This is a genomic window from Hahella sp. CR1, assembly GCF_029813005.1.
In the GTDB taxonomy this organism is placed as follows: Bacteria; Pseudomonadota; Gammaproteobacteria; order Pseudomonadales; family Oleiphilaceae; genus Hahella.
On sequence record NZ_JAPELK010000002.1, the window covers coordinates 219,155 to 239,394 of the forward strand.

General features: G+C 54.5%; 18 protein-coding genes. 7 read left to right on the forward strand and 11 right to left on the reverse strand.

Features of this window, described 5'->3' with window-relative positions; genetic code table 11:
* Positions 1 to 52 precede the first annotated feature (52 nt).
* The 3 genes from ONV78_RS06495 (at position 53) to ONV78_RS06505 (ending at position 3,637) form a co-directional block, all read left to right on the forward strand.
* Positions 53 to 421 (forward strand): hypothetical protein, encoded by a 369-nt coding sequence (locus ONV78_RS06495; RefSeq protein ID WP_279502030.1) that lies wholly within the window; start codon positions 53 to 55, stop codon positions 419 to 421.
* 399 nt (positions 422 to 820) lie between these two features.
* Complete coding sequence (locus ONV78_RS06500) at positions 821 to 2,785, forward strand: alkaline phosphatase family protein (RefSeq protein WP_279502031.1); 1,965 nt, start codon at positions 821 to 823, stop codon at positions 2,783 to 2,785.
* A gap of 465 nt (positions 2,786 to 3,250) precedes the next feature.
* The gene (locus tag ONV78_RS06505) at positions 3,251 to 3,637 is read left to right on the forward strand and encodes a 2OG-Fe(II) oxygenase (RefSeq protein WP_279502032.1); all 387 of its coding nucleotides are present in this window, start codon (positions 3,251 to 3,253) and stop codon (positions 3,635 to 3,637) included.
* Between the two features lie 106 nt (positions 3,638 to 3,743).
* Here ONV78_RS06505 and ushA read toward each other — a convergent pair whose 3' ends face one another.
* The 7 genes from ushA to ONV78_RS06540 all read right to left on the reverse strand — a co-directional run bounded on the left by ushA (position 3,744) and on the right by ONV78_RS06540 (position 12,468).
* Positions 3,744 to 5,390 (reverse strand): bifunctional UDP-sugar hydrolase/5'-nucleotidase UshA, encoded by a 1,647-nt coding sequence (gene ushA, locus ONV78_RS06510; protein WP_279502033.1) that lies wholly within the window; start codon positions 5,388 to 5,390, stop codon positions 3,744 to 3,746.
* A gap of 314 nt (positions 5,391 to 5,704) precedes the next feature.
* A complete protein-coding gene (locus ONV78_RS06515; protein ID WP_279502034.1) occupies positions 5,705 to 6,676 on the reverse strand; it encodes a nucleoside hydrolase in 972 nt (323 codons plus the stop codon).
* Positions 6,677 to 6,679: 3 nt separating this feature from the next.
* Entirely contained in the window at positions 6,680 to 7,552 is an 873-nt protein-coding gene (locus tag ONV78_RS06520) for a ribokinase (RefSeq protein ID WP_279502035.1), read from the reverse strand.
* A 76-nt stretch (positions 7,553 to 7,628) separates the two neighbouring features.
* Positions 7,629 to 8,594 carry an ABC transporter permease gene (locus ONV78_RS06525; protein WP_127969704.1) on the reverse strand — a complete coding sequence of 322 codons (966 nt, stop codon included), beginning with the start codon at positions 8,592 to 8,594 and terminating at the stop codon, positions 7,629 to 7,631.
* Positions 8,591 to 9,691, reverse strand: a complete 1,101-nt coding sequence (locus ONV78_RS06530) for an ABC transporter permease (protein ID WP_279502036.1) — start codon at positions 9,689 to 9,691, stop codon at positions 8,591 to 8,593. Before ONV78_RS06530 ends, ONV78_RS06525 begins: the two co-directional genes overlap by 4 nt.
* On the reverse strand, positions 9,691 to 11,235 hold the full coding sequence (locus ONV78_RS06535; RefSeq protein WP_279502037.1) for an ABC transporter ATP-binding protein: 1,545 nt from the start codon (positions 11,233 to 11,235) through the stop codon (positions 9,691 to 9,693). Before ONV78_RS06535 ends, ONV78_RS06530 begins: the two co-directional genes overlap by 1 nt.
* Positions 11,236 to 11,475: 240 nt before the next feature.
* Entirely contained in the window at positions 11,476 to 12,468 is a 993-nt protein-coding gene (locus ONV78_RS06540; RefSeq protein ID WP_279502039.1) for a BMP family ABC transporter substrate-binding protein, read from the reverse strand.
* A 168-nt stretch (positions 12,469 to 12,636) separates the two neighbouring features.
* Here ONV78_RS06540 and ONV78_RS06545 point away from each other — a divergent pair, with 168 nt between their 5' ends.
* The 3 genes from ONV78_RS06545 to ONV78_RS06555 all read left to right on the forward strand — a co-directional run bounded on the left by ONV78_RS06545 (position 12,637) and on the right by ONV78_RS06555 (position 16,523).
* Complete coding sequence (locus ONV78_RS06545) at positions 12,637 to 13,128, forward strand: histidine phosphatase family protein (protein ID WP_279502041.1); 492 nt, start codon at positions 12,637 to 12,639, stop codon at positions 13,126 to 13,128.
* 122 nt (positions 13,129 to 13,250) lie between these two features.
* Positions 13,251 to 14,030: a hypothetical protein gene (locus ONV78_RS06550; RefSeq protein ID WP_279502043.1), complete on the forward strand. Its 780-nt coding sequence runs from the start codon at positions 13,251 to 13,253 to the stop codon at positions 14,028 to 14,030.
* Positions 14,031 to 14,129: 99 nt separating this feature from the next.
* Positions 14,130 to 16,523 (forward strand): ATP-binding protein, encoded by a 2,394-nt coding sequence (locus ONV78_RS06555; RefSeq protein ID WP_279502044.1) that lies wholly within the window; start codon positions 14,130 to 14,132, stop codon positions 16,521 to 16,523.
* Positions 16,524 to 16,528: 5 nt separating this feature from the next.
* Here the strand turns inward: ONV78_RS06555 and ONV78_RS06560 are convergent, their stop codons facing one another.
* The 4 genes from ONV78_RS06560 to msrB form a co-directional block, all read right to left on the reverse strand.
* Positions 16,529 to 17,005 (reverse strand): MarR family transcriptional regulator, encoded by a 477-nt coding sequence (locus ONV78_RS06560; protein ID WP_279502045.1) that lies wholly within the window; start codon positions 17,003 to 17,005, stop codon positions 16,529 to 16,531.
* Positions 17,002 to 17,481 carry a glutathione peroxidase gene (locus ONV78_RS06565; RefSeq protein WP_216735725.1) on the reverse strand — a complete coding sequence of 160 codons (480 nt, stop codon included), beginning with the start codon at positions 17,479 to 17,481 and terminating at the stop codon, positions 17,002 to 17,004. The genes ONV78_RS06560 and ONV78_RS06565 overlap by 4 nt, the downstream gene beginning before the upstream one ends.
* A gap of 156 nt (positions 17,482 to 17,637) precedes the next feature.
* On the reverse strand, positions 17,638 to 18,303 hold the full coding sequence (locus tag ONV78_RS06570; RefSeq protein WP_279502049.1) for a DNA-3-methyladenine glycosylase I: 666 nt from the start codon (positions 18,301 to 18,303) through the stop codon (positions 17,638 to 17,640).
* Between the two features lie 29 nt (positions 18,304 to 18,332).
* Positions 18,333 to 18,752 (reverse strand): peptide-methionine (R)-S-oxide reductase MsrB, encoded by a 420-nt coding sequence (gene msrB / locus ONV78_RS06575; RefSeq protein WP_279502051.1) that lies wholly within the window; start codon positions 18,750 to 18,752, stop codon positions 18,333 to 18,335.
* A 224-nt stretch (positions 18,753 to 18,976) separates the two neighbouring features.
* Between msrB and ONV78_RS06580 the strand changes: the two genes are divergently transcribed.
* Positions 18,977 to 20,191 (forward strand): pyridoxal phosphate-dependent aminotransferase, encoded by a 1,215-nt coding sequence (locus tag ONV78_RS06580; RefSeq protein ID WP_279502053.1) that lies wholly within the window; start codon positions 18,977 to 18,979, stop codon positions 20,189 to 20,191.
* Positions 20,192 to 20,240 lie beyond the last annotated feature (49 nt).

Consider the following 20,240-nt stretch of genomic DNA (forward strand, 5'->3'; position numbering starts at 1 on the left):
CTTTTTTTGTTTATGATTGAGCGCCAGTTGCGCCAATCGAGCCGTCTTATTGATGAAAAGCAAACTTCGCAAAATTTCGGTGAGTGACCTCACTTTCACCTACGCCATTTCACATGAGAGATGCTTGAAAGAAGAGCCCGGATATCTACGGCTCACAGTCTGGTTTTCTGATAACAAAAGTCAGAAGCTGATCGTCATCACACGCTTTGATGATCCCTGGCTCAACTTCGGCCCCGTGATCGCATGCCCTCCAGAAAAAGCGGCGGAGTTATTTGAGTTGAGACCAATCACTCCCGGCGAAGTTAGAGAAGTGATCGAGTCAGCGCTGGAAAGGGGATGGCCAGCATCCGCCAAGTCACACGAAACGCTGTTCGAATGGAACAGAGACTCGCAAACGCTATTCCCCTACACCACCGGTTAATCATCTGTTTTTCGAAGCGAATGAAGCCCGGAGCGCCTGACGCAACCCTGGCTGTTACCGGCGTAACGAGAAGCACCCGCCTTGACGCCACGCACTGATCAATAAACGGTCTATACTAACCTTCAATACAAGACAAAAAGTTGGCTTCCGCTTGCTGTGCGGAAGCAAGTGGTTAGTGGATCAAAGCCCAGGGAGCCCTCTATGGACGGGTTAGACAATTTGTCTCGATCAAACTCCAGCCCCTCTACTACCCCCATCACTGAATGCATTCTTATCGGACTCACTGACTGCATTCCCTGCGAAAAATCCAGATCACGTGGGCACTCATTTCCGCAACAAAAAGTTGAAGTTTCACTCCGCCAGTACAGTTTATCCGCCCAAAGCGAATAGGGAGGTTTTATGGAAGAGCGCGTCTTTGATCATGTCCTGATCATCATGTTTGAGAACGAGTACCGGGGTTACGTGCAGGAAAACGAATACATGCGTAATCTGGCCGCTCAGGGAATTGAGCTGACCAACAGCTTCGGCGTCATGCACCCCTCTCAGACCAACTACATTACCTCCATTGCGGGAGAGCTCTGCAATGTCAGCGATGACGACCAGCCCCAGCCGCTCCCGCAAAAGACGATTGTGGATCTTATCGAGGCCTCTCCGCTGAATTTGCGCTGGAAAGCCTATATGGACAGCTACGTCCCTGACGATACGCCCTGGGTTCCTGAAAACTTCAAGCCTCGCGACCACTATCCCTACGTGATCAAGCACAACCCGTTTTCGTCCTTCCAGAACATCCTGGACAATCAGGAGCGCTGGAAAAAAATAGACAACGAAGCCGGATTCTGGCGCGACCTGCTCAATAACGACTTTCCTGAATATGCGTGGTTCACGCCCAATATGTGGAACGACGGCCACTACCTGGTGGGCACCCTCAATGACAGCCTAAATGGCGAGCGCGCCCCGGTATTGGTCGACCAGCAGGCGAGATGGTTGCAATCCTTCTTCGCCGGTCTGAACTTTCCCGGTCCCAACAGTAAACTGCCGCCGAAAACCCTGGTGGTGGTCACCTACGATGAAGCCGACTTCGAAGCCTTTTACGACAAAGGCAAAAAGTACACCTACGATGGTCCCAATCAAATCTACACCGTTCTTCTCGGGGACATGATCAAGCCCGGCAAACAGGCGGAGGGCTATAACCATTACAGCCTGCTTAAAACCATCGAAAAGAACTTCAACCTGGGTGATCTGCAGAAAAACGACAGGGACGCCAATTGGTTTCAGTTCCTGTGGGGTAAATCCTTCCAATGGCTGCCCCCACGGGAAACGCCCCTTGGCGGCAAGCAGAACCTGAGCGCCGCCGCCTACCAGGATGAACTCTATGTTGTCAGCGCGGACCTAGATGGAACGCTGAAGTACTCTGTGTTTGACGGTCATAGATGGTCGCATGAAGTCACTGTCGCCGAGGATGGCGACGGCTATCTGCATTTGGCCTCCAATGCAGACGGGCTCGCGCTGGCCTATCGGGACTCAAATAAGCGATTGATCATCAAGCACTATGATCTTGAAAACGGCTGGCGGCTGGCGGAAACGCCCGATACCGGAGAAGTCGAAGAAATTGCTCTGACCAGCATCCCGCACCAGTCAGGATTTATGCTGGTCTACCGCGATAATGCGAACCAGCAACTGCACAGCCTGACCTTCAACGATGGAGCCTGGCAGGGTCCTTCCCCCGCGATTTGCTCCCATAGCGAAGGCCCTTTCACACTCACAGCCCTCGGACCCACCATTTTGTTGATCTATAAAATTGTGAAAACCGGACAGTTAGCCTGCATGAGCTACAACACCGGGGAATTCAATAAAGTGACAGTGGAGAACAGCAAATACGCCGGCCCCTATGACGACACCACCGTGAATCAATGGTCCGCCAGCGCCTTCTCTCTGAATCACTTCAGCGAAGCGCCCAATCCAGTGACGCCGAACGAAGATGAACCGGTGGCGGAAGGCGTCGGCGCTTCAGGAGAATTAGCGGCCGCAACCCTGAATGGCGTCGTTTATCTGACGCACAACCGACGCACCGATGGACCTGCTAACGGACAACTGTTATTCGAAACTTTCTCCATCAGCGGCACGCTGACGCCCGCCAACCCGGTTTCCTATAACCCGGCCGAAAACGACACCACCAGCAATGGATACGGTACCCTGGCTGAGGCGGGCTGGAGCAGCTCCAGCGCGGTCTCCGGCGTATTCCGCAACTCAGATACGCCTCTCGCCATAGCGACGCTTAAAGACACTCTCTGGGTCTTCTATCAGCCACTAACCGATGCGCATATCTGGGCATGTCCGGGCGCTTATTTGAAGAAGAAGGAATAATTACAGCGCGTCTTTGACGAACCAAAAGGAGACTGAGACCGGGCCTGCCATGCGCAGGTCCCGTCATTTTCAGGATTAACAAATGGATTTAGTCCGTCGAAAGGTCCAACCTACACTTCAACCCACCCTCTGACGACCTCACAAAAAACCAAGTTAAATATTTTATTTTCAGACACTTAGACAACAAAAATAGCTAACAAAAACCCCTGAAAACATGCAAAAAATGGTAGAATTAACGCCGTTATAAAACGCTCTCTTCCTCTAATAATCCAACCTACAAAATCCATATGAACATCGATCATAGCGCTCCCTATATTTCCACCGTGGAAGAGGCTATTCCGATGCAGGAATGCCTTGAGTGGATTCAATACATTGACGATCAAAACCCCAAAGCCGCCCCTCTTCACACACATAAAGGCGAAATCTATAGACCGGATTATCGAAATAACGAAAGGGTGATGAAAGATGAAAAACGATCCCTACTATGCCGACTACCTGTACCAGAAACTAAAAAGCGAGCTGCCTCAGACGGTGTTTGGATGGTCTATTGCAGGGTTGAATGAGTTGTTCCGATGCTACCGATACAAACCTGGGATGAAGTTCGCCCCTCACTCTGATGGCTTTTACGGACGTTCGGAAAATGAGCGTAGCTTTTACACCTTGCTGCTATATCTGAATGAAGTTGAAGCTGGCGGCGAAACGGGATTTTTTGTGACGCCGGAAGTCACAATTTCACCCAAGGCGGGTCTGGCGCTGGCGTTTCAGCACGAGATATTTCATGAAGGCTGCGAGGTCAAAGCTGGAATCAAATACGTGCTGCGAACAGATGTAATGTATCGCCGGACGAATTAGTTTTTCTGGACGGGAATTACAGGAGAAGAGAAAGCAGACCTCCCCTTCCTCCTGCCATGCTGTCAGGAGAAAAGGGGAAGCTGAGGCGCTTTCAGTTCAGGAAAGCTTACTTGCGGATTACTTCCGCTTTCTCGTGATCCGCCGCTTTAACCGGGGAGTGTTTCTTCAGATAGCTCATCAACACTTCCGCGTCGACAAACCCACTGTTCACGTAGCCCGGATGAGTGTCGATTTTCGGATAGCCGTCACCGCCGGAAGCGATATAGCTGTTGATAGCCATACGATAAGTCTGCTTCGGATTAATCGGCTTGCCGTTAACCTTAGCGGACTTCAGTTTGCCGCCAACTACTTGCAGCTGCACACCGGCGAACTGAGCGAAAGCGCCGCTATCTACTGGCTTCTCCGCCACAATGCGCAGGTAGTCCAGCAGCTCTTTGCCGCTCAGGTCTACGGAACTCACCATGTTGGCGAAAGGCTGCACCATCAGCACTTCTTTGTAAGTGATCGGGCCTGCGTCAATGCTGTCGCGTACGCCACCGGAGTTCATCACCGCCAGATCCGCTTTCACCTTTTCCATTTGCGCCGCCGCAATCAGGTGGCCCAGGTTAGTCGGTTTGAAACGCACCACTTTGCGGTCGCCTTCCAAACGCTTGTCAACATCGCCCACGACCTGATTCAGCTGCTCCTGACCTTTGTCCTGGTAGGGTTGCAGGAAGGCCAGCACTTTCTGATCCGGTTTGATTTCTTCGCTCACGAATACGCGCTCGTCTTCACCCTGCGCGTTTTTAACCTTCTTCTTCAGGTTAACCGGAATCAACTGATATTTAACCAGTTTCAATTCGCCATTGCGGTATTCCAGATCCGCACGCCCCACGTATTTGCCCCACTCATGGGCCTGCATGATCAGCGTGCCGTTCTGCACATCCGGCATACAGGGATCACCCGGCTTGTAGGACTCATTCCGCTGGTTCTCGCCAGTCATACAAACAGGGTCCTGGGAGTGGCCGCCAACGATCACGTCGATGCCGGAAACGGTTCTGGCCAAAGTAACGTCGCCTGGAGCGTTGATGCCGTAATTAGCGTCAACGTAGTGGCCCATATGGGTCGCCGCGATAACGACGTCCGCCTTTTTCTTTAACTCTGGCAGTACTTTCGCCGCTTCGTCAGAAGGCTTGGTGAACTGAACCTCGTCAATAAATTCAGGGTTGCCCAGCTTCTTGGTGTCTTCCGTCGTCAGACCCATTACGCCAATGCGCAGACCATCGACGTTGAAGATTTTATAGGGTTCGAACAGGCGCTTGCCGTTGGAGTCGTAGATATTCGCCGCCAGGAATGGGAAGTTCGCCCACTGTTCCTGCATACGCAAAATGTCGATCGGGTTGTCAAACTCATGGTTGCCGATCGCCATGGCGTCGTAACCGATCATGTTCATCCCTTTGAAATCCGGCTCAGCGTCCTGCAAATCGGACTCAGGAACGCCAGTGTTGATATCGCCGCCGGACAATAGCAGCACATGACCGCCTTCCGCCGTCACTTCCTGACGAATCTCATCCACCAGAGACTTACGCGCCGCCAGGCCGTACTCGCCGTACTTGTTGGGCCAGAAGCGGCCGTGATGATCATTGGTGTGCAGGAGGGTGATATGGTACGTCTTGTCTTTCTGCGGACCCGCTTGCATCGGGGCGCAGGCGACGACCGTCAATGAACAGGCCGCCAGAATGGCCAGGCCCAGTATGCGTTGCTTTGCTACCATGTGTTTTTCCTTTCTGTTTTTATATCCGGGCCCGTTGTCCTTTGGGAACAGCGCCGATTTTGAAACATATTTCATTACTCACAGTGAAGACCCCGGCGAGCTGGCTACGCCGCCGAATCGCGTCTCCGGCAATGAGAAAGGGAAAATAGCCAAAAAGGGGTGGCGAAAGCAATCGCCAACAGACCCAAGCCCTAAGCTGAGTTATTCTTAAACGCCCGTGGCCGCTCAGTAACGCTCACTTCGCAAAAGGCCCTTGGAGTACAAGGGCCTTTTATCATGAGAAGTTCGTTACCGTCATTATTCTATTTATCAGTTCAGCGCACTTTGTGCTGGATGATCGTATCCAGGAACAAAGAGCGTACTTTCTCCACCTCCAGGTCCATACAGACCTTGGCGGCGGGACGGTCTTCCCAATGCTTGAGCAGATAGGTGTAGCCCTTGCGATTAATCGTCAATTGCCCTGCTCCAACGCCTTCACTAATAACCCGCACAGGTCCGCTGATACAGGTGAACAGTTCCGGAGCCACCACATAAGCCACCGCGGCGGCGTCGTGCATACAGCAGCCCGCTTCGTCATGGTCGGACGCTGCGCCGGTATTCGAGTAGTAATTCACATAAAAACGGCTGGTTTCCCACAGCAATTTACCAGTTTCACCGGCGTTGTCGCGCAGTTGCGCCAGATTGCTGTCCGTAAGAATGATTTTATGCGTTACATCCAGGCCAACGATAACCGCCGGCCAGTCCGCGCCCAACACCACGTCTGCGGCATGAGGGTCAGACAGGAAGTTCGCTTCGGCGATAGGCGATACGTTGCCTGGCTCGTCTACCGCGCCGCCCATAATCACCAGAGAACGCAACTTTCTGGGCAGGTCCGGGTCTAGCTTGAGCGCCAGCGCCAGGTTGGTCAGTGGTCCAATCGCCACGACAGTCAGCTCGCCATTCAGGCGATTGGCCTGCTCAACGATAAACTCCGCTGCGCTTTGCGCCACGGCTTGTCCTTGAGGAGCGTCATAATCCATGTTGCCCAGACCGTCCGCCCCGTGAACAAAGTCAGGGTGCGGCAGCGGCGACTGCACCAGAGGGTACTTCGCGCCTTGCGCCACTGGCAGGTTCGGAACACCAAAATGCTCCGCCAAAGCCAGCGCGTTGCGGGTGGCGCGAGCAACCGGCACATTGCCGAAGACAGTGGTCAGGCCCACCAGTTCAATCTCAGGATGCGCCAGGGCGAAGGCGATCGCCATCGCATCATCTACACCGGGATCCGTATCGATAATAATTGGGTACATAAATCAATCCACCTCCTGGGCGGTTGGAATACTGGGAGAAGCGCCGGGGCGGGTGACCGCAATGCCAGCCGCTTTGACCGCTCTGTCCAGAGCGGCGGAATGTTCATAACCGGAAATAAGCGAAGCCAGGAAATAGCCGACAAAGGTGTCGCCGGCGCCCGTGGTGTCCACAGGCGTCACTTTATCCGCCGGACGGGTGACCGTCTCGCCGCCGTGCATGACCAAAGCGCCTTCGCCACCCAGTGTCACCACAACCGTAGTGTTCGGGTATTTGCTCGCCAAGGCTTGTAATGCGGCGTCCGCATCTGCGGTTTCCGCCAGGTCGCAGGCTTCCATCGCGTTGAGAATCAACAGGTCAATCTGCTGCAAAGGCAGCGTCTTGACGTCTTCCGTCATCGGCGCAGGATTGAACGCAATTTTCACCTTACGCTCCGCTGCGGCGGCGATCGCCCATTCCACGCCATTACATTCGTTTTGCATGAGCAGCCAGTTGCCTTCGTCCAGAGCGGACACAGCGGAGACCACCTCTTCTTGAGAAAAGCTGCGGTTGGCGCCGCCAAACAACACGATGGCGTTTTCACCTGCGTCATCCACCTGAATGATGGCGTGACCGCTGGGCTCAGCGATTTGTGAGACGGTGGCGACATCCACGCCGCTTTCGCGCATCAGGTCCACCGCCCAGGCATCCGCCGCGGATACTCGCCCCAAATGAGCGGTTTGGACGCCCGCGCGCGCCAAGGCGATGGCTTGATTAGCGCCTTTGCCGCCCAACACTGTCGTCAACGAGTCGCTGGCCAGTGTTTCCCCCGGGCGCACGAAGTGAGGCACCCGGTAGACATAATCAATATTAATAGAACCGAAATTCAGAACTTTCATAGTCTTCCTTAGGTCGTCGCCAAGGCCAAATGGTCAGAGCCCTCGCGACGCAGATATGTCTTTATCAGTGTTTGACCTAACGTTCTTTCACATAAGGCAAGCCGATCGCCTTGGGCGCCACCGCTTTGCCAAAGAAGCCCGCCAGCAGAACTACCGTCAGGATGTATGGCAACGCCTCAATCAACTGAATCGGCGCCTTGCCCAACCCGGGAATTTCCACGCCCTGCAAGCGCACGGCGACAGCGTCGAGGAATCCGAACAGCAGACAGGCGCCCAGAACAGGCAGAGGACGCCACTTACCAAAAATCAACGCAGCCAGCGCGATAAAGCCCTGCCCAGCCGTCATATCCCGTACGAACTGTGCATTCTGAGCGGAGGAAATATAGGCGCCGGCGAAGCCGCACAAAATGCCTGCGCACAGTAATGCGGCGTAGCGCATGCGATGCACGGAAATTCCAGCGGTATCCACTGCTTTCGGGTTCTCGCCAACGGCTCTCAGACGCAAGCCGAAGCGCGTGCGGAACAACAGCCACCAGGAGAACGGCACGACCAAAAAGGCCAAGTAAACAAAGATATTGTGGCCGCTGAGCATTTCAGAATAGATGCCGCCGATTACCGGCACATCCCTCATCATCTCCGCGCCCGGGAACTCAATAATGGAAAAGCGGGCGGCGTCAGTCAGCTGCGGAGTCTGTCCGCCCTGCTTGAACCAGCTCAGGCCCAGCGTCATCGTCAGGCCCGCAGCCAGGATGTTGATGGCCACGCCGCTGACGACCTGATTACCGCGGAACGTGACACAGGCGACGCCGTGCAACATCGCCAGAGACACGGAAACCATAATGGCCGCGCCTAGACCCAGCCATGCGGAATTGGTCAGGTAAGCGACCGCCGCCGCAGTGAACGCCGCCGCCAGCATCTTACCTTCCAGGCTGATGTCCACCACGCCGGAGCGCTCGGAAAACATGCCTGCGAAAGCGGCGAAAATCAGAGGCGTGGACACGCGCATGGTGGCGTCCAAAGTGAGAATCAAGGTATCGATCATGCCGTTTTCTCCTTGAACATATTGGCGATCAAGGGCTTATACAAGAACTCCAAGGCGCCACAGAACAAAATAACCAGACCCTGCATGACCACGACGATGTCCCGGTTCACGTTGGACATTTCAAAAGCCAGCTCAGCGCCGCCCTGATACAACGCGCCGAACAGCAGCGCCGCCAGCACGATGCCGATGGGATGGTTGCGCCCCATCAGAGCGACCGCAATACCTGCAAACCCATATCCATAATGGAAATCCAGCAACAGACGATGCTGCACGCCATTGATTTCATTAACGCCTACGAAGCCCGCCAAAGCGCCGGAGATCGCCATGGCCAGCAACATCACCCGCGCAGGTTTGATACCCGCGTAGACCGCCGCCTGCTGGTTGCTGCCGACGGTGCGAATCTCGTAGCCCCACTTGGTTTTCCAGATAAATACCCAGGCCCCAAATGCGCACAGCAAAGCCAAGAACAGAGAAATGTTCAATGGAGAGCGTTCAAACTCAATGCCAATCGCCGCGAACAAGTCATGCATAAAAGGCAGCCAGGCAGTTTCCGCCAGAGCGCGACTTTGCGGCGCCATCTGTCCCGGTTCACGCAGAACGTTCACCATGAGATAAACCATCAGCGATGACGCCAGGAAGTTGAACATGATCGTGGTGATAACGATGTGGCTGCCGCGATAGGCCTGCAGCCAGCCCGGGATAAACGCCCAGGCGGCCCCGAACAGCGCAGCGGCCAGAGTGCTCAGCAACAGCAACACCGGCCCGGGCACGGAGGCATCCAACGCCAGACACAGCAGGCCGACGCCCAGGCCGCCAATGTAGGCCTGACCTTCGCCACCGATATTGAAAAGACCGACGTGGAAAGCGATCGCTACAGCCAGACCAGTAAAGATGAAGTTAGTGGTGTAATACAACGTAAACCCTATGCCTTCCTGATAGCCAAAGGCGCCGTACAACAGAATTTCAGCCGCTTCCAGCGGGTTAACGTCGATCAGCCAGAACACCACGGCGGATACCAGCAATGCGGTAACGACGTTCAATAACGGCAACAAGCCGACATTGACCCAAGTGGGCAAATTACGATCCAGACCTTTCATTATTCTTTCTCTTCGCTGGCGTTGATATCCCGGGACGACGACATCATCAGCCCCAGCGTACATTCATCCGCCTCCGAGGCGGCTAACTCTCCAGTGACGCGGCCGTCGCACATGACGATGATGCGGTCGCTCAGAGAAAGAATCTCATCCAGCTCTACGGATACCAACAGAATGGCGCCGCCGCGGTTGCGCATATCCAACAGACGCTGATGGATAAACTCAATCGCGCCGATGTCCACGCCGCGCGTTGGCTGGCCTACCAGCAACACTTTAGGCGTCTGATCGAGTTCACGGGCGAGGATAAGTTTCTGCTGGTTGCCGCCGGAGAAGTTGGCGCATTTAAGGGTGGGGTCCTGGGGACGTACGTCGAAATCGGCCATCAATTCCGCGCAGTGCTTACCAACGGTAGCGCCGCTTAGTACGCCCTTACTATTCCAGGCAGAGCTGCGATGATAGCCCAGAATGGCGTTTTCACTGGCGCTGAAAGAGGTCACCAGGCCAACCCGATGGCGGTCTTCCGGCACGTGGGCCACACCGGCTTTGCGCATCTCAGAGGGGCAGACTTTATGATCAGCGGAAATTAACAGGTCGCCGTAGCGAATTTCCCCGGATTCCGGTGAAACCATACCCGCCAGCGCTTCCATCAGCTCGGTCTGTCCATTGCCGGACACCCCTGCAATGCCGACTATTTCGCCAGCCGCGACTTCAAAGGAAACTCCTTTCACCCGCTCAATGCCTTGGGCGTCGCGCACTTTCAGGTTGGAGACGGTGAGCGCTTTGGAGCCGGCATCCGTCGCAGGCTTCTCCAATTGCAGTACCACCTTGCGCCCGACCATCAGCTCAGCGAGCTCTTCGGGGTTGGTTTCCGCTGTATGGCGATGGGCCACCATCTTGCCTTGACGCATAACGGACACATTGTCCGTCACGTGCATGATTTCTTTCAGTTTGTGTGTGATCAAAAGGACGGTCACGCCCTGCTCTTTCAGAGATAACAGTATCTTGAACAGGTCGTCTGTTTCCTGCGGCGTCAGTACGCCGGTGGGCTCGTCCAGGATCAGAATTTTTGCGCCTTTGTACAGCGCCTTCAGGATTTCCACCCGCTGCTGTACGCCGACCGGCAGCTCGCCAACCAAGGCGTCAGGGTCAACTTTAAGGTTGTACTCCCGGGACAGTTTACTCAAAGCCTCGCGCGCCTGCGCCTGGCCCTTGCTCAGCAACATGCTGCCTTCGCAACCCAGAGTAATGTTCTCCAGCACAGTGAAGGTATCCACCAGCATGAAGTGCTGATGCACCATGCCGATGCCGACGTCGATGGCGTCCTGAGAATCGTGGATTTTTGCTTCCTTGCCGAAAACTTTGATGGAACCGCTGTCCGCCTGATAAAAGCCGTAGAGTATGCTCATCAGGGTCGACTTACCTGCGCCGTTTTCACCAATGACGCCGTGTATAGTTCCCTGTTCGACGGAAAGGCTAACGTCCGAATTAGCCAATACAGCGCCGAACCGCTTGCTGATACTCTCAAGCTGCAATGCGTTACTAGTCATGGAAATGGGAAATCCCGAATTGGTTTATCGGTTGTTAGTTTACTCGGAAATCCGCCGGGCTTAAGCACCCGCGCAGGGTTTTTTCTCATTTTTCTGACCAAGTAGTCAAGATAAATGACAGACCCGGGCAAGAAAAAACTTGTCCCGGGGCGTCTAAAAACCCGGCTTCGGGCCCTTCACGCCCGGCGATATTTCTTTCGTGGCGGCGCTTACAACGCCGTCGTTAAATTCACAACCCGCTTAGTATTTGCAGCTGTTGTCAGACATGTAGTCGTGCACTTTGATCTTGCCGGAAATGATATCCGCCTTGATCTGATTGACCTTCTCTTCCATTTCCTTGGTCACCAGCGAACGGTTGTATTCGTCCAGCGCCCAATCAACGCCGTTTTCCGCCAACCCTAAGGCTTCAACGCCTGGCTCCCACTTGCCGTCTTTGGCCGCCATCCAGTTGCTGTACGCTGCTACGTCAACACGCTTAACCATAGAAGTCAGCATGGTGCCTGGATGCAGGTGGTTCTGGTTGCTGTCTACGCCGATAGCGTATTTGCCCACGTCTTTGGCCGCCTGGTATACGCCGCTGCCGCTGCTGCCAGCCGCTGCGAAGATAACGTCCGCGCCGCTGTCAAACTGGCTCTTGGCGAGTTCCGCCGCTTTGCCCGGGTTATTGAACGCCGCGCCGGTGGAGCCGATCATGTTAGTGAAAACTTCCGCTTTCGGATTTTCGTACTTGGCGCCCTGCTCGAAGCCGCAGCCAAACTTACGAATCAGAGGGATGTCCATACCGCCGATAAAACCGACTTTACCGGTTGCGGACTTCATCGCCGCCAATGCGCCGACCAAAAATGAACCTTCATGTTCTTTGAACACGATGGAGTGAACGTTAGGATTGTCCACAACCATGTCGATCAAAGTGAACTGAACGTCTGGATATTTTGCGGAGACTGAAGACACCGCATTCGCCTGGCTGAAACCAACCGCTACAATCGGGCTGGAGCCGCGACGAGCTAACTTCTCGAGACCTTGCTCAACCTGAGCCTCATTAGTAGGCTCCACCTCTTTCACTTCAACGCCGGTGTCCTTTTTAAACTTCTCCGCTCCTCGAAAAACCGCCTCATTGAATGACTTGTCGAACTTGCCGGCTTTATCGTAAACAACGGCCGGTTTGAAGTCCGCGGCGATCGCCGGCTGAACCAAAGTTAACCCCATACAAGCAGCAATTATAGTTTTTTTCATATAATTATCCTTGGTAGATCTAGGACTGAACGATCTTTTTATCATTACAGTGCGGATGCTATTACAATTCTCCATCGACGCACAATGTTGACGCACGCCTGAATTAATTGATGGCAGAATAATTTTCACGTTATAAATACGAGTTCGCGCAAATTCCGGCAGCCCCTCATGCACACTCTAACCCTGATCCGTCACGCAAAATCCTCCTGGGAAAATTCACAACTGCCTGATTTGGAAAGGCCGCTGGGAACACGGGGATTAAGGGACGCGCCCAGGATTGGCGGTTTGCTGAAGAATATGAAATTCTCCACCGATGTATGCCTGCTGAGTCCTTCACGCAGAACCCGGAAAACTCTGCAATTACTGGGCCAGGACAATCCCGCGCTATTAAAAGTAGCGCAGGAGGACGCCAAAATTTACGAGGCGGATTACACCACACTCCTGGCTCTGATCAAACAGCAAACGCAAGCCAATCTCACAATTATTGGACACAATCCCGGTTTTACAGACCTGCTAAACGCTATTTCCGACAGCCGCATCGCTAACCTCCCCACCTGCGGCGTCGCTCAAGTCCGCTTTGACATGGAACGCTGGTCCGACATATCGCAAACGCGGGGAATTTTGCAGCTTTTTGTAACGCCAAAGTCTCTATCGGCGTAGTTTCGTCAGGCAGCCGCCCTCTTCACCCAGACAGACATTTTTTTGCAGAAATCCGTAGACTTTCCCAGTTTCATCTATACTTTCCGTAAGTTCTAAATTTATATAGAAAATATACGACCCAGATGTCTGCAACGAATATTACCGCCTTAATAGGCGGCGTCATTATTTTGGTGTTGCTTCTGATTTACTTGGGACAGTGGCGCGAAAAGGCGAAGGACGCCCGGCAACGTCAGCTCAACGCTTTGCTCGACCGTTTGCGTCTGTTGAAAGCGCTGGCCACCGGATTGCCGCCCCAATACGCCGCCAAAGACATTCGTCTGCTGGTGGTGGCGCGCGCCCAGGAAACCATCAAGGAGCTCGCCAATCTCGGTCATCGGGGCGATCACGAAAGCCAGGCCGAAGAGTGGGAAGTCATAAAGGAGAATATAAATAGTCAGGCCGACTTCCCTCAGCTTGATCTGCAAAATCAGGCAGTGATGCAGGAAGTCCGCAAACTGCTCAAGGGGCTGTACAAGTTCATTGAGGTGCAGGTCAAAAAAGGCCGCATAGAAAAGAAAGCGGGCGTCAAACACCTCCTCAACACCCAATTCCTGATTGTCCGCTCCCTGGCGGACTCCCACGTCAACAAGGCCAAACACGCCCTGGCCACCAACCGGCCACGCATCGCTATTCATCATTATCATGACGCTATCGAGGCTTTGGGCAAAATAGAGAAGAATCCCCTTGCGCAGAAAAGCATGCTTATTTATCGTCAACGCATCAAAGAGCTGGAAAAACTTGCCACTGAAGCGGCGCAGACCAAATCTGAAGCAGTTGCGGAAGGAAGCGACAGGCTGAGCGCGCAATTGGACAAGATGATGACAGAAGAAGAAAAGTGGAAGAAAAAGCAGTCTTATGATTAGAGCGGACGGCCCGGACAGCGCTTGTGCTTTCCTGACCGGCGGAGCGCCGGACAGTTTCCTCTGTCTCCGCCGCTCGCTTGGCGTTCATGGGAATAACCCTTGAAAATTAGCATCAACAACCGACTATCCTTCCGACTGGCGCGCAACACCGTCGCCGTAGCCTTGCTGCTGGGCATGGTGCTGAGTCTGATCCAGGTCATCATCGACTTTCTCAACGAAAAAAATTCTCTAGACGCGGAAATTCGCGCGGTCGTCGCGATCAGCCATGCGCCGGCCTCACAGATCGCCTATAACATTGACGCCAGACTCGCCGCAGAGTTGTTGGACGGGCTGCTTGAGCACCCTTCGATCATCCATGCGGAGATTATCGACACGGACAATCGGCTGCTGGCCAGTAAAGAACGCGAGCCGCAGACCTCCGCCTACCGCTGGCTCAGCGACCTGCTGTTCCAACCCAGTCGCACCTACACTGAAACGCTATTCGTACCGCAGCTGAATGACTTTGTTCTGGGCGACCTGAATGTGGTCGTGGACACTTATCCCAGCGGCGCGGAGTTTCTCAAGCGGGCGGCATTTACCCTTGTGTCCGGCTTTTTACGCAGCTTGATCCTTTCCGCGGTGCTGCTGATTCTGTTCTATATCATGCTGACCCAGCCGCTGGTGAAAGTGATCTCCGCGGTCAGCGAAGTCGATCCGGAGACCCCTGAGAAAATCCGCCTGCCTGTGCCCAAGGGCCATGAAATGGATGAAATCGGCGTCCTGGTCAACTCCACCAACAACCAGTTGCAGGCTATCGATGAGAACCTGAATAAGCTGAAGAAAGCCGAATCGCGCCTGAAGACCTATTCAGAGCAGTTAGAACAGATCGTCGACAGCCGCACCAAAGAGCTGTCCGAGAAGAACAAACAGCTCATCAAGAGCAACCACGACCTGCGCGTCGCCAAAGAGGAAGCGGTCAGCCGCGCCAAAGCCAGGGCGGACTTCCTCGCCAATATGAGCCACGAGATTCGCACCCCGTTCAATGGCGTACTGGGCATGATCAGCCTGACGCTGGAAGAGCCGCTGTCCGAGAAGCAGAAAGAACAGCTCAATGTCGCCTATAGCTCCGGCGTCGCCTTGCTGGAGTTGCTCAACGACATCCTGGACATTTCCAAAGTGGAAGCCGGCAAGCTGACGCTGGAGAACATCGCCTTCGATCTTCGCAAGACCGTCGAGGACGTGTCCCGTCTGTTGGCGCAAAACGCACACGCCAAGAACGTGGCCCTGTACACCAATATTGACCCCACCTTCCCTGAGAGGGTTTACGGCGACCCCACCCGTATTCGCCAGATCGTCAGCAACCTGACTGGTAACGCCATCAAGTTTACCGAGACCGGCAGCGTGACCGTCAGCCTGAGCATTCTGAAAAACCAGAGCGTGGAGATCCGCGTATCCGATACCGGCATCGGCATCGAAGCGGACCGGCTGGAGTCTATTTTCTCCCCCTTCTCTCAAGGCGACGCCGACATCACCCGTAAATACGGCGGCACCGGTCTCGGTCTGACCCTGTGTCGGCAGCTGGTGACCCATATGGGCGGCAAGATTGAGGTGGATTCAGAACGAGGGCGCGGCAGCAGCTTCATGGTCACCCTGCCCCTGCTGGCGGACCACAACACGCCCAGCCCGAAGGTGGACGAAAGCCTGTTCAAACATCATTTTGTGCTGCTGCATCAGACAGAGAATCGCACCTTTGAATGCATCAGCGCCGAGCTGCAGAACTGGAAGTTGCCCTGCGCTTCCTATCCTTATGAACACCCACAGGACGTTCAGTTAAAAGAACAGCGTTTTGAGCCCAATACTATTATTTTGTTCGATTCCCGATCTCTCTCCCCGCTATTGGTGGAGCATCAGGACATAGAAAACGTGCATATGATTCTGGTGGCGCGGCAAAACATTCCGTCTGACACTGACGCCTTCAAAGCCATGCGCATTGAGCAGATGATCAGTGCGCCAGTCAGCCGCGACCGGCTGTACGACACCCTGTACAAGGCCGCCAACCCTGGCGGGGCTGCGGTGATTACGGAAGGGACGGATATGCCGGAGGCGCCGGTAGGCCAGAAACATGTGCTGCTGGTGGAAGACAACCAGGTTAACCAGCTGGTGGCGAAAACCATCCTGCGCAAGCTGGGTTACGAGGTCAGCATCGCCAACAACGGACAGGACGCCCTGGATCTGGTGGGCAACGACCATTACGACATCATTTTGATGGACTGCCATATGCCAGTCATGGACGGCTACGAGGCCACGCGACTGATTCGTCAGAACGCCAAGTACGACGCCCTGCCTATCATCGCGGTCACCGCAAACGTCATGCAGGGCGACAAAGAGCGCTGTCTCAGCTGCGGCATGAATGACTACCTCACCAAGCCTTACGAGAAAAAAGCGCTCACCCAAATGCTGGCGAAATGGCTGGAAGACCCTGTTGCAGCGGCCGCCAGCAGCAAATTTGCCTAAACGCCTCAGCTCAGTTGCTGAATTCGATCCAGAAAGCCGCGTAAATCGCCTTTCAAACGTTCAAGCTCCTCAATCGCCACGTTCGCCTTACACAGCAATTGCATCGGCACTTTCGCCGCCCGCGCCTTAAGCTCCCTTCCCGCGTCAGTCAGCCCCAGCAAAACACTACGCTCGTCTTCCGCTGAGCGCTGACGGGTGATCAGCCCCTGCTGCTGCAATCGCTTCAGTAGCGGCGTCACTGTCCCGGTATCCAGCAACAGGCGCTCGCAGATGTGCTTGATGCTCATCGCCTCACCGGATTTGTCCCCCTCCCACAGCACCAGCATGGCCAGATACTGCGGATAGGTCAGCCCCAACTCATTCAACAGAGGCCGGTAGAGAGACGTCATGCTGCGGGAGCAGGAATACAGCAGAAAACAAATCTGGTTATCCAACGCCAGCAATTGATCTTCCCGTCCCTCCTGACAAGCGGGTAGCGTCACGCCAACAGTTCCTTGATCGGCTTTTCCAGCTTCTCTGGCGTAGCGGTGGGCGGAAAGCGCTCAAGAACTTTACCGTTCTTGTCCACCAGGAATTTGGTGAAATTCCATTTGATCCCCTCCGTCCCCAATAGCCCTTTAGATTGGCTCTTCAGAAACTTATAAAGAGGATGCGCGCTATCGCCGTTGACATCGATCTTGGCGAACATCGGGAAGCTGACGCCATAGTTAAGCTGGCAAAACTCGGCAATCTCAGCGTTCTCTCCGGGGTCTTGCTGCATGAACTGGTTACAGGGAAACCCCAAAACTTCCAGGCCCTGATCTTTGTATTTCTCATACAAGGACTCCAGACCGGAAAACTGTGGCGTGAAGCCGCATTTGCTGGCGGTGTTGACGATCAACAGCACCTTGCCCTTGAATTCAGACATGTCCCGCTTCGCGCCTTTGATGTCCTCTACCTGATAGTCGTAAACGCTCATAGGTTCCTCCTTTGTATTTCGAAAAATAATATTGTGCACAATATATATTTTCAATCTCTCCTGAGATCTTTTGCGTTCAGGGTCACAAAACTTCGCCGCCAGGCAGACTCCAGGCGGCGATCATTGCGTACTCGGCCCTGCCCGTTTTCTCAGCGATTAGCCAACGCTGTAGGCCAGGATCTGGCTCAGCTGGCAGAGCTGAAATGAGTAGGTGTGCGCCAACTCATTGAAAAACGCCTGGGTATGCTGCAGTTGCTTCTGCGAAGTCGGGATTTTCTCCACCACACCCATCACTTTGAGCGCGGCGACCACATCGTCCGTCAGCAAAAAGGTGTCCTTGCCGACCATCCGCAAGAAACGCGCCCCTGATTGCCCGCCCATTTGCTTGCCCTGTTTGGAGAGATAACGCCACAATCCGACAATATCCGTCTCCGGCCATTCCGCCAGAAAACGACCGAATCCGCCATGAGCGCGGGAGACTTCTCTCACCATCGCGGCGTTATAAGGAATCGAACACATCTTGCCCCAATGCCGGATGAGCCGAGCGTCTTTCATACGCTCATCCAGATCGGACTCCGATAACAGCTCTGCTTTTTCCGGCTCAAAGCCGAAAAACGCTTCTTCAAAAGCCGGCCAGCGAGAGTCGACAAAACTGTGCTTCAGCCCGGCGCGAAATATCCGCCGACTGATATTGGAAAGATAGTAAGCGTCGGACTGTTGCGTCAGTTGCTCTGCATCCGCCGCCACTGATAACGCAGCGCGCATAGCCTCGTCGGAGCCGAAGCGGTCCCGCACCGCCGCCAGCCGATCTGCAAATTTCACGATTATTCTCCTGAGACGCGGAGCGCCGGTTATTCGTCGTCCTGTTTGGCGTCGCCGTCAGCGGAATGAAAGCGCAGCGAGGCGGAGTTCACACAATAGCGCTGCCCGGTGGGCTGCGGGCCATCGTCAAAAACATGTCCCAGGTGCGCGTCGCACTTGCTGCACAGGATTTCCGTGCGCACCATCATATGGCTCATATCCATTTCTTCCGTGATTTTTTCTTTTTCCAACGGAGCCCAAAAACTGGGCCATCCACAGCCGGAATCGTATTTATTCTCCGAGGTGAACAGCGGCTCGCCGCAGCAGACGCAAACATACACGCCCGCGTCTTTCGTGTCGTAATATTCGCCCGTGAAAGGACGCTCCGTCCCCTTCCCTCGGGTCACCCGATACTGCTCATCCGTTAGTTGTTGGCGCCACTCCTGGTCGCTTTTCTTTACTTTATCCATAAGGCCTCCGACTCAATTACTCTCTGCTCGCTTGAACGATATTCCATTTACTTTGACGCAGGCGGCGCTGAATTGTTCCGCACCTTGCGCCGACACAAGACTGCGATATGCGACTTTCCGCATCCCGCTTGTAATTATGGGGACATCAATTGAATAATACGCAGCCCCCTTTTATGTTCTATATATATGTTTCTTATAGGCCAGTTCCCGGCAGCGGTTTAAGTATGCATGAAATCAAGAAATCAAATAAGTTGCTCCACGTCTGTTATGAAATTCGTGGACAAGTGCTCCAGGAAGCAAAACGCCTGGAAGAAGAAGGTCATCGAATCCTGAAACTCAATATCGGCAACCCCGCCCCATTCGGGTTTGACGTTCCGGAAGAGATCCAGCAAGACGTTATTTACAACCTCAGCCATGCGCAAGGTTATGCGGATTCTAAAGGTCTGTTCGCCGCGCGCAAGGCGGTGCAGCATTACACCCAGCAATGCGGCATCGCCAACGTGGATATCGAGGACATTTACCTGGGCAATGGCGTCAGCGAGCTGATCGTCATGGCGATGCAGGCGCTGCTGAACACCAACGACGAAGTGTTGATTCCAGCGCCGGATTATCCGCTGTGGACCGCCGCCGTTACTTTGTCCAGCGGCCGCGCCGTCCACTACTGCTGTGATGAGCAGTCGGACTGGTTCCCGGATATTGCGGACATCGAAAGCAAGATCACCGAGCGCACCAAGGCGATCGTCATTATTAACCCCAACAACCCCACCGGCGCCGTCTATTCCCGGGAATTGTTGCAGCAAATCGTAGAGCTGGCGCGCCGCCACCGTCTGATCGTCCTCGCCGACGAGATTTACGACAAGATTCTCTATGACGAAGCGGAGCACACCTGTATCGCCTCATTGGCGGACGATCTGTTGTTCCTGACCTTCAACGGCCTGTCCAAAAACTATCGGGCGGCAGGCTATCGCGCCGGCTGGCTGATCGTCAGCGGCGCCAAATTGCGCGCCTATGACTACATTGAAGGCCTGACCATGCTCAGCTCCATGCGTCTGTGCTCCAACGTGCCGGCGCAACTTGGCATTCAAACCGCATTGGGCGGCTACCAGAGCATCAACGATCTGGTGGCCCCGGGCGGACGCCTGCTGGAGCAGCGCGACACCGCCTACAATCTGATTTCGCAGATCCCCGGCGTCAGTTGCGTCAAACCACGCGGAGCCATGTACCTCTTCCCTAAAATTGATCCCAAGGTACTGACCATCCACAATGACGAGAAGATGGTGCTGGATCTGCTGCGGCAGGAGCGCATCCTGATCGTTCAGGGCTCCGCCTTCAATCAGCCGGACACTCAGCATTTCCGGCTGGTGTTCCTGCCGAGGGTGGATGAACTGGAGGGCGCGGTTGGCCGCATCAGCCACTTCCTGCAAGGCTACGAACAATAATTCGTCGCCTTTGCGGCGGACGCGCTCCGGCAGGCGTCCGCCTTTATAG